This window comes from Methylomonas sp. AM2-LC (assembly GCF_039904985.1).
In the GTDB taxonomy this organism is placed as follows: Bacteria; Pseudomonadota; Gammaproteobacteria; order Methylococcales; family Methylomonadaceae; genus Methylomonas.
The window spans coordinates 272,611-288,757 of sequence record NZ_CP157006.1; the positions used below are offsets into that span (position 1 = coordinate 272,611).

General features: G+C 44.2%; 14 protein-coding genes and 2 pseudogenes. 12 read left to right on the forward strand and 4 right to left on the reverse strand.

Translation table 11 applies throughout. The annotated features are described in order from the left end of the window. The first annotated feature begins 15 nt into the window (after positions 1-15). Entirely contained in the window at positions 16-474 is a 459-nt protein-coding gene (locus tag ABH008_RS23840; RefSeq protein ID WP_347990147.1) for a hypothetical protein, read from the forward strand. Positions 475-983: 509 nt separating this feature from the next. On the opposite strand, the gene ABH008_RS23845 is transcribed toward ABH008_RS23840, so the two are convergent. Then, positions 984-1,922 (reverse strand): DUF3466 family protein, encoded by a 939-nt coding sequence (locus ABH008_RS23845; protein ID WP_347990148.1) that lies wholly within the window; start codon positions 1,920-1,922, stop codon positions 984-986. 107 nt (positions 1,923-2,029) lie between these two features. Between ABH008_RS23845 and ABH008_RS23850 the strand changes: the two genes are divergently transcribed. Next, the gene (locus ABH008_RS23850) at positions 2,030-2,269 is read left to right on the forward strand and encodes a hypothetical protein (protein ID WP_347990149.1); all 240 of its coding nucleotides are present in this window, start codon (positions 2,030-2,032) and stop codon (positions 2,267-2,269) included. Positions 2,270-2,291: 22 nt separating this feature from the next. After that, on the forward strand, positions 2,292-3,236 hold the full coding sequence (locus ABH008_RS23855) for an ISAzo13 family transposase (protein ID WP_347990150.1): 945 nt from the start codon (positions 2,292-2,294) through the stop codon (positions 3,234-3,236). Between the two features lie 130 nt (positions 3,237-3,366). Here the strand turns inward: ABH008_RS23855 and ABH008_RS23860 are convergent, their stop codons facing one another. Next, on the reverse strand, positions 3,367-4,383 hold the full coding sequence (locus ABH008_RS23860) for a PEP-CTERM sorting domain-containing protein (protein ID WP_347990151.1): 1,017 nt from the start codon (positions 4,381-4,383) through the stop codon (positions 3,367-3,369). A gap of 407 nt (positions 4,384-4,790) precedes the next feature. Here ABH008_RS23860 and ABH008_RS23865 point away from each other — a divergent pair. From ABH008_RS23865 to ABH008_RS23895, 7 genes and pseudogenes are all read left to right on the forward strand, one after another. Continuing rightward, positions 4,791-4,911, forward strand: a pseudogene (locus ABH008_RS23865) (ATP-binding protein); the annotation flags it as partial. Positions 4,912-5,020: 109 nt separating this feature from the next. Next, complete coding sequence (locus ABH008_RS23870; RefSeq protein WP_347990152.1) at positions 5,021-5,563, forward strand: hypothetical protein; 543 nt, start codon at positions 5,021-5,023, stop codon at positions 5,561-5,563. A 550-nt stretch (positions 5,564-6,113) separates the two neighbouring features. After that, complete coding sequence (locus tag ABH008_RS23875; RefSeq protein ID WP_347990153.1) at positions 6,114-6,668, forward strand: recombinase family protein; 555 nt, start codon at positions 6,114-6,116, stop codon at positions 6,666-6,668. A gap of 42 nt (positions 6,669-6,710) precedes the next feature. Continuing rightward, positions 6,711-6,959, forward strand: a complete 249-nt coding sequence (locus ABH008_RS23880; RefSeq protein WP_347990154.1) for a WGR domain-containing protein — start codon at positions 6,711-6,713, stop codon at positions 6,957-6,959. Positions 6,960-6,988: 29 nt separating this feature from the next. After that, positions 6,989-8,521, forward strand: coding sequence for a Fic family protein (locus ABH008_RS23885; protein ID WP_347990155.1), 1,533 nt, complete (start codon positions 6,989-6,991; stop codon positions 8,519-8,521). A 659-nt stretch (positions 8,522-9,180) separates the two neighbouring features. After that, on the forward strand, positions 9,181-10,278 hold the full coding sequence (locus tag ABH008_RS23890; protein ID WP_347990156.1) for a PDDEXK nuclease domain-containing protein: 1,098 nt from the start codon (positions 9,181-9,183) through the stop codon (positions 10,276-10,278). Between the two features lie 150 nt (positions 10,279-10,428). Then, on the forward strand, positions 10,429-10,959 hold the full coding sequence (locus tag ABH008_RS23895; RefSeq protein ID WP_347990157.1) for a hypothetical protein: 531 nt from the start codon (positions 10,429-10,431) through the stop codon (positions 10,957-10,959). Between the two features lie 68 nt (positions 10,960-11,027). Here ABH008_RS23895 and ABH008_RS23900 read toward each other — a convergent pair whose 3' ends face one another. After that, positions 11,028-11,585 (reverse strand): recombinase family protein, encoded by a 558-nt coding sequence (locus tag ABH008_RS23900; RefSeq protein WP_347990158.1) that lies wholly within the window; start codon positions 11,583-11,585, stop codon positions 11,028-11,030. Between the two features lie 151 nt (positions 11,586-11,736). Further along, positions 11,737-14,697: a Tn3 family transposase gene (locus tag ABH008_RS23905; RefSeq protein ID WP_347990159.1), complete on the reverse strand. Its 2,961-nt coding sequence runs from the start codon at positions 14,695-14,697 to the stop codon at positions 11,737-11,739. Between the two features lie 177 nt (positions 14,698-14,874). On the opposite strand from ABH008_RS23905, the pseudogene ABH008_RS23910 reads away from it, so the two are divergent. Together ABH008_RS23910 and ABH008_RS23915 are read left to right on the forward strand one after the other, a co-directional pair. After that, a pseudogene (locus ABH008_RS23910) lies at positions 14,875-15,411 on the forward strand (Tn3 family transposase); the annotation flags it as partial. 128 nt (positions 15,412-15,539) lie between these two features. Next, entirely contained in the window at positions 15,540-16,121 is a 582-nt protein-coding gene (locus tag ABH008_RS23915) for a hypothetical protein (RefSeq protein ID WP_347990160.1), read from the forward strand. The last annotated feature ends 26 nt before the right edge of the window (positions 16,122-16,147 follow it).

Genomic DNA, 16,147 nt, shown 5'->3' on the forward strand with positions numbered 1-16,147 from the left:
CTTGGAAGAATAACAATGGCGACTGCTAATGCGTTAGAACAAATTCATCAACGCCGTAAAGCATTCTGGCTTTGGTTTCCGATCGCTCTATTAATAGATGCATTGATAATTGGATTATTCCAATTTACTGTGGGTGAGCCACCCAAATGGATTTTTACAGTACTTAACGTCCTGATGAATAGCATTGGCTTGGTTTTGTTAATGCGCATCGGTGCGGTTCGTTGTCCAAAATGTAAAAAACCAGCACTTCGGGCAAGCCTAGTATTTACATCAATCAACAACCTACGGTGCTATCATTGCGATTATCTATTAAATAAACAATTAAAAGGGAAAAAACGTTCACTAATAATTGGAAAGGACACGATAAATACCAATTTCACTAAAGTTGTTCGGATGCCTGATACTGACCCTTGGACTGGCAAAAGAATTTCTAAAGATTCAGAACAGGACGAAGATAAGGCGTCGCCCAATTGATTGATTTTGACTCCCTCCCTCTACATGATGCTCTCGTAAAAAGCATCTACATCGACTACGAATCAAAGACGATAAATATCCGCATGATGGCATTCCTTTCGTCGGGTTCAAAAGCAATCCCCTGCACGCTCTCATGGTCAGACTACCAATTTTGTTCCTTCTCGCGGAATGAACCATGGGGGCCATCAACTTCGATCAACAGGTATCGCAAAATTGGCGGCATGTTCGAGATTGAAATGCAATCGGGAGATGTATTTCAAGTCAAAGCACCTAGCCACTCGTTCAGCCCAGAGTAGCCATTCTCAGTTAATGTGGTTCCTGGCGGATGTTATCGGGCTGTTCTCAATTAATCTGGTCCCATTCTCATTTAATGTGGGCCAGAGTGCTCCGATATTCTCAGCTAATGTGGTCTCGAAAAACGGATGTTATCGGTTCCTGTGATTTATGTTCTCGGGCCGCTACACCTATCTTTTACGGGTAGCGGCTTTTTGGATTATGGGGTTTTGTGCTTACGCGGTTTTGCGGCGATTAAAGCCAATGAACCCCGCTAAAGCCGAACCGAATAGCCAAACGCTTGTCGGAACGGGAACGGTAGCAGGGGTGGCTACGAAGCCAATAAGAGAGACCCCATGGTTGTTAACAAAATATCCAGTCACCTTTCCGCTATCGTTAATACCAAAGGCATAAGTATCAAGCGTTGGGTTGTTGGGTGTGGTGTTTGGATAGTTAAGGGTAGTATAAGTGCTGCCGTTATATACGAAAGCATGATTTCCTGTGGAATCTGTGTAATACCCCACCACCTCACCATTATTGTTGATGCCTAAGGCATAAGTTCCATTGGTTGCATTGGGATCGATAAGAGTAGTGTAGGTACTACCGTTGTAAAGAAAACCATTTCCAACATTACCGTTGTCAAAATATCCAACCACATCACCACTATTGTTGATGCCATAGGCATAAGTTCCTTTAGTTGAATTTGGGTCGTTAAGGGTAGTGTAGGTACTGCCGTTGTAAAGAAAACCATTTCCAACATTATTGTTGCCAGTGTAAAAAATCCCAGCCACTTCACCGGTATCGTTGATACTAATCGGAATCGTTCCTCCACTGCCCGTTGCGTTAGGATAGTTAAGGGTAGTGTAGGTACTGCCGTTGTATAGGAAACCATGGGGTCCTGTACTATCTTGGAAATCTCCAACTAGAATTCCGTTATTGTTAATATCACTAGCAACAGTAGTTCCCGCTAGAGCGTTTGGGTCATTAATGGTTGTATAGGTGCTGCCATCATAAACAAAACTATTTATAGTTTGCCTTTGTGCGCCAGTGAAATAATAACCCGATATCTGCCCGCTATTGTTAATGCCAAAGCCAACAGTTCCACCAGTTTGATTGGGATTGTCAATGGTGGTGTAGTTGTAGGTGTCGGCTTGACTCGCTTGAGAAACTGTCAAAAGACTACTTAGGATCTGGTAAAAAATAACTTCCCATAATTTGGATGAGAAAGCTGTAGCAAAATGTTGGATAATAAGCAAAATATAGTGTTTATAAATGAAAGCGAATGACAGGTTACGAAAAAAACATTGAGATCAAAATGCAGCGTCTGTTTGCAACGCTATCCGAAAAAGACCGGCGACGTTATGCAGGGATTGAGGCGGCAAAGCTGGGGCACGGTGGCATTGATTATGTTTCGGGGTTATTCGAAATGGACCCCAAGACTGTCCGAAGAGGCTTAACAGAACTGGAGTCCCCTGAAGATCCCGCGCCAAGCCGGGTCAGAAAAAAAAGGTGCGGGCCGTAAAGTCTCAATTGAGCGTAAGCCGATGTTAGAGGAAAATTTCCTAAAACTGCTGTCGGAGTTTACGGCGGGCGATCCTATGCGTGATGGTGTGTTATGGACCAATTTATCACGCAGTGAAATTAGTCGCCGTCTCGCTGAAATGGGTACATCGGCGAGTCGACATACGGTTCGCAAGTTATTAAAGAAACATGGTTTAGGGCAACGTAAAACGCGTAAGAAGAAACCGTTAGGTTCTCATCCTGACCGGGATGCACAGTTTCAGAACATCGCCAAACTCAAGGTGGAGTATATGGACAAAGGTGAGCCTGTGATCAGCATTGATACCAAAAAGAAGGAACTCATCGGCAATTTCAGTCGAGAAGGCCGCACCTATACACAAGCACCCGTGGACACACTGGATCATGATTTTCCCAGTGCTGGTGAAGGTAAATTGATTCCGCATGGCATCTATGACTTGGCGCGAAACCAAGGGCATATGAACCTGAATACCAGCCATGACACCAGTGAATTTTGTTGTGATAGTATTGCACATTGGTGGAGACACTATGGTTGCCGACACTATCCCAATGCCCGCCGCTTGCTACTGCTTTGTGATGGCGGCGGCAGCAACGCTGCCAATCGGCATGTCTTCAAGGAAGCTTTGCAGGCACTTGCAAACTCACTTGGACTGGAAATTCGTGTGGCACACTATCCGCCGTATTGCTCAAAGCACAACCCGATTGAACATCGTTTGTTTTCGCATATTACGCGTGCCTGCTTGGGTGTGGTCTTTCATTCGGTCGCCATCGCCAAACAATTCATGGAGAAGGCTAAAACCTGTACGGGCTTAAAAGTAACCGTGGATATTTTGACAGAGGTTTATGCTACAGGGAAAAAGTGCGCCGATAGTTTCCTTAACAATATGAAGATTATCTTTGATGACTATCTTCCTCGCTGGAACTATCGAGCTGCACCACAAACAAGTTAATTTCGGGAAGTTATTTATTACCGTATCCTTACCAAGCCCGTTGCCAAAATCGATTTTTTTATAAATTTGAAATCCATTAATAAATCCTCTTTGAGTATTTTGAATAAATTTACTGTCGGTTTGAATGATGCTAAATGGCTTGCTGTACAGACTTGCGGCGATTAAAGCCGATAAAGCCAGCCAAAGCCGAACCGAACAGCCAAACGGTGGTGGGAACTGGGACGGTAGCAGGAGATGCAATAAATGAATGAAGTACTGTTCCGTCAGAAGTATTTCCAGCAATTTGACCTAAATCATTTATGCTACTTAGCGTGGTGCTTTTATTAATGGATAACCCAGTAAAATCGATAGTTGTATATACACCAGCGTTATATAAAAATCCGTGCGTTATGCCTGTTGCATCGTAATAATACCCTACGACTTCACCAAGATTATTAATGCCGGTTGCAACTGTACCATAGCTATTAGACGCGGCGTTTGGGTCGTTCAGCAAGGTAAATACGCCGCCAATATCAATGAATCCAGAGTTAACATAGCTTGGACTGCCGACTGCTGTTCCTGAAAAAGCTAAAGACCCTACAATTGCTCCGCTGTTGTTAATCGCGTTTGCAGAAGTTTGGTACGCATTTGAATCAATAATATCCGTATAAACCCCATTACTGTATTCAAAACCAATCCAGCCATTTGATTGACTGTTATATGCACCAACTACAGTAGCATTGTCATTAATACCATTCGCAATAGTATATTGTTGGGATCCAGTTGTTATATTAGGGTCACTTAAATTGGTAAAGCCGCTACCGTTGTAGATGTAGCTATTCTCAATATAAGGAGCACTTAGATCGATAAAATAGCTTCCTACAATCTGTCCGCTATTGTTAATACCATTACCAAAAGTGTCTGAAGGTGATATTGTTGTATTAGGATTGCTAAATGTAAGGTAGAAATTGTTGGCAGTATTATAAAAAACACCTAACGCTCCGCCGGAACTAGGGTTAAACGTTCCAGCAGATTCTCCGTTATTATTAATACCGATAAGAGTAAAACCACTAGGAGTGCTTACAGTAGTAAAATTGTACCCGTCAGCCTGAGCGACTAAACTGGTGGACGAAAGAACAATTGCCGCGAGAAAATCACGTAAATTCATAAATAAAATCTCATTGATTGATTAGAACATTTTTTGTCAAAGCTTCGCTGTTTTGTACAAAATCTTTTTTCGTTCAAACAAAGAGGCAATCCGGCTATCCGTGAAGCACGAACCCAGTGATGTTCCTTACAGAACCTAGCGGCACTGTTTAGCTTTTTCTCTTTCGCCCGATTCTAACACTAAAATCATTTCAATGACTAGCGCAGCGCAAGGTGCGCGGCTTGCTGCCGTTGCTGGTTGGTAACGACAAACTAAAACGTTGGTTATTACTAGCCCTTTCCGGCTGTGAATGATTGCCCATGATTAAAGCAAGGATTAAAGGCTGATTAAGTCAAATTATGCCCTTTTGGCTTGGCGGCTGGTCGCTGCCGTTCCCGTGCTGCCTTTAACCCTGGCTTTTTCCGCGTCCATTGCTAGCTGATGCCATTATGGATCGCATTGGTCCACAATGCGTATAAGATCAATTTGAAAGGCGAATCGTTAAGAAAAAAGCAAGCAAATTTGACGACAATTCAAGACATAGAGTAAAAAGAAAAACCCGCGTCGCTTCGCTCCGACCAACCTTCGATGGGGTGGCAGCTTTCCCGTGGTTTGGGTGGCGCAGACATCACTGGAATACGCAAGCATCAAATAAATTATGTATTCAGTTATTTTAATAGGTACTACGCACCCGATACAGCTTGGAGAGAGCTCACTTGATCTTTTTAAAAAAGTATTGCGTGAACAGTGTCAAAGTCACAGAGTAGAGGGAGTAGCTGAAGAAATAAAGAATGGAGATGCAACTGTTGCTTTAGCTCTTGCTGCTGAACTTCAACCTCCCATTCCTCACTTGTACGCAGACCCTGATATAAAAGAGAGAATGGAACACGGCATGCCGAGCAACATTGCGGACATTATATTAGGCCTGCAAAATGAATATGCGGCTAGGTTCCCAGAGATAAGATGTTGGCCAAGAAACGCTAGTAGCGAAAATCTACCACAAGAGGTGTGGAACGAATACTTAAAACGTTCCAATGATGCAGATAGGATGCGAGAGCAAATATGGCTAAATAAAATTATTTCATTTGATAAGTGGCCTCTTTTGTTCATATGTGGTGCAGATCATTTTATTGAGTTTTCTAAGCTTTTAAAACAAAACGGGGTTCGAGTCGTTGAGGTAAACAAAGATTGGTCAGCATAAAACTAGCCGCGACCGAAAACATAAATCAATCGTTAAATGTACCTGCTCGCGTTTGAAACTGGTCTGGCTCGCAATCAACGCCGTTTGTGCCTCACAATAATTGCAAATGAAATTGGCTTTCAAAGGGGATTTAAAGTCCAGTGGCACCGTTATGCGAAGCTCAGAATAATCATCCCGTTGGACTTCAAATCCCCAAAGCTATGTAGGCGTCAACCAGTGCGAGAAGCGGCGGCATTAGACCGCAGGAATGGCGTTGGTGGCCACGCCCCAGATCACAAGTTCAAGTTCCTCATGCATGGCGATAACCGTTAACATTTGTTCGTCAACATCAGACATAATGGTGGCGTTAAACAATCAAGTGTTTTTTTAACGTTTTGCCGCACCCCCAAAAAATCGTTTAAAAAATTTATCCACCCCCCAAAAAACGTTAAAAAACTAAGTAAAAAAAGTATAGGCGTGTTATAGTTAAATAATGATACGTAAAAAAAGTAAAAATGCTCATGTGTAAATTGAAAGATGATTACGAGTCTGATCGAATGGATTCAATATAATGAAAATTGGTTACGCCAGAGTATCGACCAATGACCAAGACACCCAACTTCAGTTGGATGCGCTTAATCTTGTTGGTTGCGAACGGATTTATGAAGAAAAGCAATCCGGAGCAAAAACAGATAGGCCAGAATTACTACAATGTCTAAAATCCCTTAGGGAAGGGGATCTATTGATAGTATGGAAGCTGGATCGATTAGGTCGTAGTTTGCCGCATCTCATTGAGACGGTGACTGATTTGGAAAATCGCCAGATTGGTTTTCAGTCCTTAACTGAAAACATCGATACCACCAGTCCAACCGGAAAATTGATTTTTCACATTTTTGGCTCGCTTGCTGAATTCGAGCGTGGTTTGATCCGGGAGCGGGTCAAGGCCGGTTTGGCTGCTGCCAAAAAGAAAGGCAAGAAATTTGGTCGTCCTGATGCGCTGAATGAAACAGATAAAACTATGGCGTTAGCAATGTTCAACGGCGGTGCGACCAAAATTGATATTGCCAGGCACTTCAAGGTGACCCGGCAAACCATCTATACAATGTTAAAAGACTACGACACCTGATTTATACCGGATACCACCAATGACTAAAGCCCGAGGTGAGCCATGAACCACATATACTTGGAAAGGCATGATGCTAAACAAAACATGCATCGGTTTTATCAGTTGTTTGTGATGCCAGGCCTGTTTGATGATTGGTCCTTGGTTAAGGAATGGGGCAGGGTGGGATCACCGGGTACGGTGAGGAAGGAATGGTTTACCACGGAAGAAGAAGCGGAACTGGCCAGCCAAAAGATCAGCGGCAAAAAAATTAAAAAAGGTTATCATCTAAAATCAGCCAAGGTGGATTTATGATTTTTAAAAGGCTATAGGGAGTTGATTTAATGCCGATACCCAAAATTCTCCAAGCACTGTTAGATGCAGGCGAATGGAACGATGCCGAATTCAAGGAATCTCGTTCAGCACTGCCAAAATCTGCTTTCGAAACCGTTTCAGCCTTTGCTAACACACACGGAGGTTGGATTGTGCTGGGTATCAAGCAGGACGGTGAGAGTTTTGAGATTTGTGGTGTCGATGTCCCCGACAAAATACAAAATGATTTCCTATCCGTGCTGCATGCGGACAACAAGGTCAATCACGACTTGGACATCACCGAACGGCGCTATCAACAGGATGGCAAGATCGTGTTGGCATTTCACGTTGCTGAAAATCCCCGTACCCGTAAGCCAGTTTATCTGGATGGTGACATTCGCCGTACCTTTATCCGCAAGGGCGGTGGCGATTACAAAGCGCAGTCTCAGGACATTGAACGGATGCTGCGCGATGCCAGCACCGACCGCTGGGATGGGCAGCCCTTCACCCGAGTCGATCTCGACGAGACGTTGCACCCCGGCAGTCTCAAGTGGTATCGCAATCGCTTTCATACAGTCAATCCGGGTTTCGATGCCGACCAATCCGATCTCGATTTTTTGTACGACTGGGGATATCTGATCAAGGATGGCGGCAGACTCCTGCCCAGCCATGCGGCTATTGCGTTGTTTGGCTCGCTACGTGCAGTGCGTAATTTACTGCCTCGCCCGATCCTGGATTTGCAGTTTCTTGGCTATGGTACCCAGGACGAGATGCCGGAAACGCGCTGGATAGACCGTTTGGTATGCGAGGAAAATATCGTACAGAGTTGGCAGCAGCTTTTGGCAAAATACTTGTTTTTCATGCCGAAACCATTCAAGGACATCGATCCAATGACTTTGGAGCGTCGCGATGCACCGCCCAGTTTTCGGGTGTTTCGCGAGGCAGCGATGAATCTGCTGATCCATCAGGATTATAGCGACCATTCTCGCAAGGCGACCATCCAGTTCTTCAATGATGGCATTCGTTTCTGGAATCCTGGAGATATTTTCGGCGACGATACCCGTTTGCTGGAGCCCGGCGAAAAAGATGTTCGAAACCCGGCCATAGCCATGGCTATGCGGCGTGTCGCTATGTGTGAACAAGCAGGTACTGGTTTGCGCATGATGCAAAGAGAATGGACCGGTATGGGTCACGCTGCACCGATCTTAAGCAATGATCGGGCTAGAAAATCATTCGAGTTGTTCATCCCGGAGCGTGATCGAGACGCACAGCCCGTCGCTGAATTCGATGCGACCGAAAAGAGTTCCCCTCAAGTCACCCCTCAAGTCACCCCTCAAGTCACCCCTCAAGTCGGAGCGCTTCTCGCCGTGATATCAGGTGAAAACGACAGGGAAACACTACAGCTAGCGCTGGGATTGAAAGACCGTGCTCATTTCCGCCAAGCTTACCTTAGCACAGCATTGGAGGCTGGTTTGATCGAAATGACTATTCCCGAGAAACCCACCAGTCGCATGCAACGCTACCGGCTCACCGATTTAGGGCGAAGCGTTAAAGAAAAAATGTAGAATATTATTGAATTTGAGCCGCACTGCGGGTCAAGGTATTGCCTGGTTACATGTGCGCATTGAAAATGAGCCAAAATACTATCATTTTTGCATTATGCAGAGTCAGATTAGGCTTGCAAATTGGATTTTATCAGGATCGCCGGCAAAATGATCGTACTGAGCCTTCTGTACTTCGGTTAATAAGTCGAAGGCCATCCATGTGCTCCTGGTCAGAATTGGAATTGAATGAAATTAACGTTCTAGGTGTCTACAATATTATAAGTTTGTAGAAGGAATGGTTTACCACTGAACAAGAAGCAGAATTGGCCAGCCAAAAGATCAGCAGCAAAAAAATTAAAAAGGGTTATTGCTTTAAATAAGCACGATGAAGAGATGTTCAGCTATGTGCGACAATGCCTTATGAAACGCAAAAATGCACTTATGTGCAATGAATGTCGCTATTTGGTAATGCGAGCTTTTAATCGAACAGGCAGCCTTTACCGGCTGGTAAGTAACTATTAAACACTAATGGCCATTAAAAAATCAGAGCTTTACAGTTCGCCAAGGAAACGATGCGACGATTTGCGCGGCGGTATCCTACCAACTCATCATTTAATATCTACGATTTGTGGCATGGATGTTAGGAAGACGAGCCGTAAAAAACGTGGTGGGCTTGTGCTATGAATACTGAGCTAACGTTTTATGGTGATTTATTAGGCGATATCAAAGCGCGTATCCAAGCAGCGCAAGTATGCGCGTTGATCATGGTCAACGGCGAATTGCTGCGTTTGTACTGGGAGATCGGGCAATTGATTGAAACAAGGCAAAAACAGCAAGGTTGGGGGGCGTTTGTCATTCCCCGTTTGGCGCATGACCTGCATAACGAATTGCCGGAAGTCAAAGGTTTTTCCGAACGGAATATCAAGCGCATGTTGGCTTTCTACCGCGCCTATCGGGAGCCAGACTACTTTGTGCCACAAGCTGCGGCACAATTGTCAGACAGCGAAAAAGTGCCGCAACCTGTGGCACAAATAGCAACTCGTAATTTACTCTGGCAAGTACCATGGGGCCATCACGCCGTATTGTTGGAAAAAATCAAAGACCCGGCGACCCGGCGCTGGTACATGGCTAAAACCCTCGAATTTGGCTGGAGTCGCAGCATTCTGCTGATACAAATCGAGAGTGTGGCGCATTTGCGCGAAGGAAACACAGTCAATAACTTCGCTAGTCGTCTGCCGGCACCGCAATCTGATCTGGTGCAGCAGACTCTCAAAGATCCATATCTTTTCGACTTTCTGACACTGGAAAAAAATTTTCACGAACGAGAATTGGAAACCGGGTTGGTGCGCCATTTGGAAAAGTTCCTGCTCGAACTCGGCCAAGGCTTTGCCTTTGTCGGTCGCCAATATCAGGTCAGCGTAGGCGAAGAAGACTTTTACATTGACCTGCTGTTTTATCATCTTAAACTACGATGCTTTGTGGTGATCGAACTTAAACGCGGTAACTTCAAGCCTGAATACGCCGGAAAACTCAATTTCTACTGTAACCTTGTTGACGACGTAATCCGGCATGAGCATGATCAGCCCACAATTGGCCTAATGCTTTGCCAAGGCAAAAACCGGGTAATCGCCGAGTATGCTCTGCGCGGCATCGATAAACCGATTGGCATTGCCGATTACGATTTAGTGCGAGCATTGCCGGAATCTTTACAAAGTAGTTTGCCTAGCATTGAGGATATTGAGGCTGAGTTGGGGGCTGAAGCAGGACAAACGGAATGAGCGGCAGTGCTGTCTATGCAACAAAAAATGGGTAAGTTGTCTCGGGACAGCAAATGGCGACCATCCGGTTGGAGGTAGTGTTGCAAAAAAATCTATGAAACAATTCAGTCGTTTGTTTAAACTCAACCAAACCTCGGAACCATTCTAAAAATGATAACAATTATCGAAGCGTCACCAAACTCATGGGTTTTTCATCATAATCTTCCTGAGGGAGTGGAAGAAAGCTTAGATAACGCAATTGACTGTTTTCAAGCTGGAAATCTTGATGAAGCAGAGGAAACACTACGCAAATTGTTGCTTGTGTGCCCGTTTTATATGGACGCTTTACATCATTTAGCTCTCGTGTTCTCAGATTCTGGATTAGAGCTTGAATCCTATCTATGTTCACGCGAAGCTGTCCGCATAGGACTAGAGGCAATCCCATCACAATTCTCTTGGCTTACAAGCCGTATGCTTTGGGGACATATCGAAAATCGGCCATTTATGCGTGCGTATCATGCATTGGGTCTATCGATATTAAATAATCAAGGAGCGGCTCCGGCCATTGATATTTTTGCCCGTCTCGTATCCGTCAATCCCAACGACAATTTAGGGTGTAGGTATACCTTGATGCAGTGCTATCTTGATCTTGATGAATGGCAGGCAGCGTTAAATTTAAGCCAACTATACAGTAAGGGGTAGTTACCTCATAGCTGCCAAAAGTGCCATCTTCGTCAGAAGAAAGATTATAGTTCAATATAATCAATAGATTAACTTTTTCTAGCTTTAGCCAATACCCTATAAACCGTAGCTTCGCCTACGCCAACCTGATTGGCAATCTCGATCTTGGTTAAACCTTCAGTATTTAAACGGATAATTGTTGCCCTGCGAGTGGTGTCAATGGGTTTTCGACCCGTATATTTGCCATCCTCTTTTGCCTTAGCGACACCCTCGCGTTGCCGCTCAAGCATCATTTCACGCTCGAATTGGGCAATGCCACCTAAAATGGTCAGCATTAATTTACCCGTTGTGGTTTTGGTATCCATGCCCAAATTCAAAATACGTAAACCGACTTGTTTACGTTCAAGCTGATGAATTATAGACATTAAATCCCGCACTGAACGAGCTAAGCGATCCAGCTTTGTCACCACTAGGACATCGCCTTCTCGAACAAACTCTAAAGCAGCATCAAGTTGTACCCGGTTGCCAACCGAAGAAACCTGTTCCTGAAATACTTTTTCGCAACCGATACTATGCAGCTCGGTAATTTGAGATTCAAAACCAGCCATTTGGTCGATTGTCGATGTGCGTGCGTAACCAATAATCATTTTACTATCATAAGGTTCTAGTATATGTGATAGAATAACTATCTTAATTAAAAATAAACTCTAAAGATAGCTTTTACCGCCATTTTTCAAGCTATCACTAGAGCATGCCCTATTGGTAGTGTTGTGCGGCTTCTTAAGTTCAATTTATTCATTAGGCTGCCATTCTTTCGATGGGCAAGCGCTTGTCCATATCCAATTCAAACCACCCGTAGGGATTTATGTGAGCATAAATCAGCGGTGTCAACGCCCTGAAATCGGCAGAGGTCATTCGGCTATGCCAGATACTTTCCTTCAGTACTTGCTGTATCATAAGTGTGTTCACATACACTAGGCAAAGCTGGAGCAGATGCAGCGATAGTACCGACAGCTCTTGGTCTTCAATTCGGTTACTCGCTATTTCGCGACCGTCGCCATAAAAAATAAATCCGTTAGCGCTGTTCCAATTTTCAACCACGTTCAGACCTGCGTGAATCTCCTGGCGCAGGGTTTCTGAAATAATGTATTGGCACAGAAAGATGGTTTTGATGACTTTACCTAGTTCCGCCAATGCTTTGTAGGTCGGATGTTGGACGTTATTACGCGTGAACCGGGACAAGATAGCCTCAGCCTGGGCCGTACCCAATTTTAACGCCGTTGTGTATTTCACCATTTCATCGTACTGCTGGCGAATCAACTCCCAGTTGATGGAACGGGTCAATATGGGATCAAGATGGGGGTAACGAGTGCCACTGCCTTTTTCCGGCAGGTAGAGTTTTTGTGAGGCAATCCCTTTTAACCTAGGCATTAAGCTAAACCCCAGCAAATGGCAAAATGCGAAGCCGACTTCACTTTGTCCATGGGTATCGGTATAACTTTTCTGTATATCAATATCCACTTTATGCCGCAGCACACCTTCAATCATTGACGCCACTTCAGAGGATGAACAACGCTTTAACTGAGAGTAGATACAGACAGATTGTCCCTCGACGTGCCAATAAATCATCACTCCGCGACCACCATAGCGAACATGCCATTCCGTCATGAGATTCTGATCCCAGGCACCGATTTTTGTGGAATCAGAGGCGCAACTGGTTGTACCTTCACCCCAGATTTCAGGAAGCCTTACGGCCAGCGTCGCATTGGCGACTTGCGAAATAGCCTCACGTAAGGTATTTTTTTCAAGAAATGAATGTTTGATGTGGAGTAGTTCTTTATAACTGGCGTCATGTCCGCTTGCGGCAATCCTCTTTAATCCAGCATTTGTACCCAGCGCAAATAGGGACAACAATAAACGTTTTTGTATCGTGTCTTGGTCTAGCGTTTCACGTTGTCGGCTGCTCTGAAACAGCTGGGTAAAATTAACCCGTAGGTCTGCTTCCTTTAGAACATCAAGCAGTCCAGTCGCTGGCCAGCGATTGAATATCTCGGCTTTGAGTCGAGCCAAGTTTTCGGGCTCCGCTTGAGGTACTTGGGGAGTAATCCGAATGCGATTCTTACCCGTAGGAGTAATTTTAACCAATGGATTTTTGGGCATTTCCTTATTCGTATGCTTAAGAGCCTTCTCTAAATCCGTTTTCAGTTTCTCTATCAGGTCTTCCGGATTCTTGGGTAAATTTAATGCCTCATAATAAGCGTCACTGTTGCTGCTAAAATCGCCCGGTAAGTCTTCATCCGGATTACGGTAACGACAAGCATCTACCACCCAGATTTCTTTGCTCCGCAAACGCTCACGCAAAGCCTGTAATACCTCGATTTCATAATTGATGCGGTTAATCCTATCATCGCCATCCTTATCTTGTTCGATGACCGTATCGAATCGTTTGGATTTAACCACGCCGGCGACGGGGATATCATCGATATCAGTAAAATATTGACCACGATATTCCTGATTGCTTTTGAGGTAATTTATGGCATCCAGCACAGGCGTGTGCTTGCTGTTATTGCTACGGAATTCCAGTGTATTGAGTAGCGGTACGATCATACGCCGGTAATGGTTGCCGTAAGAACGCCGAAGCACTTGATGGACTTCCTGCTGATAGGCCTTGCCGCTTGATTTGTACTCTTTCACCAGGTTTTTCAGAGTTTCTAAGCTCACTTTAGGATACAAGACATCTTTTATAATCCCTTCAGGCTGTTCAACAGCCACTTCGGCCAACTTGAATAACAACCCGGTTTTGCCATGGACTAGTTTTAAATCCTCAAGCAGTTTTTTTTCAATTTTATTTTCGGCACGTTTGCCAATGTTATGGACGACTTGAATCAGCAGATCAATCAAGTTATCCGTTATTTCCATTTGGCGTTGCCAACAAAAAATGGCCACTAAGGGATAGCAAATCACATCAGGGTGGCGGCGCAACTCCCACGCCGATTCAGTCGAAGCCCGACGGTAATATTTTTGCAGCCATTTCGCAGGCAGAGATGCAAGCAGTTCGCCTGGGATGGCCAAGTTTCGTAGGTAGTTTATTTTTTCGACCGCTTGCAAAATTCGGTCAAGCCCTACTTTTCCCGTATCGTCTTTTAACCAACTGACGCTCGAAAAGGTGTTGCTTAACGCAGAACTGCCATCCGCATCGTCTTCAGCAACATTCAGCAAGCCATCTATCAATTTTTTTGTGTTCGGATTTAAACCTTTATCGATCCGGTTGAACAAATCCGTTTCAAACGTGTGTGTCGTTGAGCGGATCAATCGCTCAAGCCGCATTGACCCAGGTGGCTCTATGTGGCGATTCCTAAACCAATGGATGGCATAGTCCTGCAACGCATTGAAGGTTGGATCGGACGGTAGCATATCAGTCAGTAATACCTTGGCAAACTCAGACTTGTCATTTTTATTAGCACGACGTATTCCCAAAAATGAAAGGATTTCAGTCCGGTCACGCTTGCCCGTGCGGCCAATGAATTCGTATTGGCTTAAATTGTCGCCAGAAACGCCAATTTGATTGGCCAAATAACCCAAAACCGCTTCAGGGATTTCACGGCAATGCTCGGGGAAATGACCTTCATTCTGAAAATATTTGAGCGACACAACAAAACCCAAACGGCCATGAGGGGTTTTTTTATACAGCAGGTCGGACTCTTCAGTCGTCAAATACCAATGGGCATGTAATTCGTCTGCTTGCCATTGCCATTTCACGATAGAATCCGTTCACACTGAATTTAATTGATAAAGATACTATCATTAGATTCATATAATTGATAGAGCTTTTTAGAAAAAATTCCTTATGGATTTTTTGCTGCCATGAAATTCAATTCAACCAAGATGGCACTTTTGGCAGCTATGTGGTAACTACCCCATATTGAGGCCATTGCCAAGGAAAAACCGAACTTCGATCAGATTGTCGCTACTCTTGGCCTAAAAGAAATGACGCAAGGTACGTTGATCCGCAAGTTATGCACCTATACCGCGCCGAATCCGACACGCCGTGCGATCTTTGACTTCGATAAACTAATACGCAGCATTTACACCTTACGATATTTGCGCGATCCGCAACTGGAGCGCAATGTTCATCGCTCACAAAACCGTATTGAATCCTATCACCAGCTACGCGCAGCCATCTCGAAAGTTGGCGGAAAGAAGGAATTGACCGGACGCACCGACATAGAAATCGAGATCAGTAACCAGTGTGCAAGGCTGATTGCCAATGCGATCATCTACTACAACTCGGCGATATTGTCCAAATTGCTGACCCGATACGAAGCAAACGGTAACGCCAAAACTCTGGCATTGATTACTCAAATATCCCCGACCGCGTGGCGACATATCCTGCTGAATGGGCACTACACATTCCAAAACGACGGCAAATTGATCGACTTGGATGCGCTGGTGGAAGGACTGGAATTAGGGTGACAAAAATTTCTGGGGTTCCGGCTTACAACCCCTTTCATTGTTAAATATATTTAATGCGCCCTAAAAAATGTTGTGATATTTTTTTAACGTGTGATAGTTGAATAAAATTAAAATCAATGGATTTCGAAATGAAAAATATAGGTTCGTTAAAAATACCAGGGAGCATTTTAATTTCTTTGATTACGACTACCGTCGTAGGTTGCTCCGCTGCAAATCAATACAAATTAAAACAGCATTTTGAATACAGTGCGTGTGCTCAACAAAGACAACATGACACCTATGATCCGGGTGGTTACGCGGAAGCTTATGAAAAATGTAAAAATACTGTAGCGATTAGTCACATGCGTCAATTGGGTTCAGAAATAGCTGAATACCGTAACGCCGTTAAAAAACCGAAAGACCCAATAAAGGATAATCGTTGCTGGAATATTGGTGTTGAAATGTACAAAAGACACCTGTTGCTAAACGGGGTAAAAAAGGAAAATTTGCAGAGTGTCTTTGATGAAAAAATGTTCATCGACAAGCCTATCGACGCCATTGATACCCAGCATTTGATTGAAATTCGAAATGTTATGGCTGATAACGATTCGAAAATAGCAAATTTTGATAACTCAAAATACGCTAGATACCAATGCAATTTGGATAAGATGATGACAATCGAGGCTGGCATCGGAAGGGAAATAATGCGAAGAATTCATACAAATGAGTGACCCGTCGAAAATTAAAAGGCGAGAAA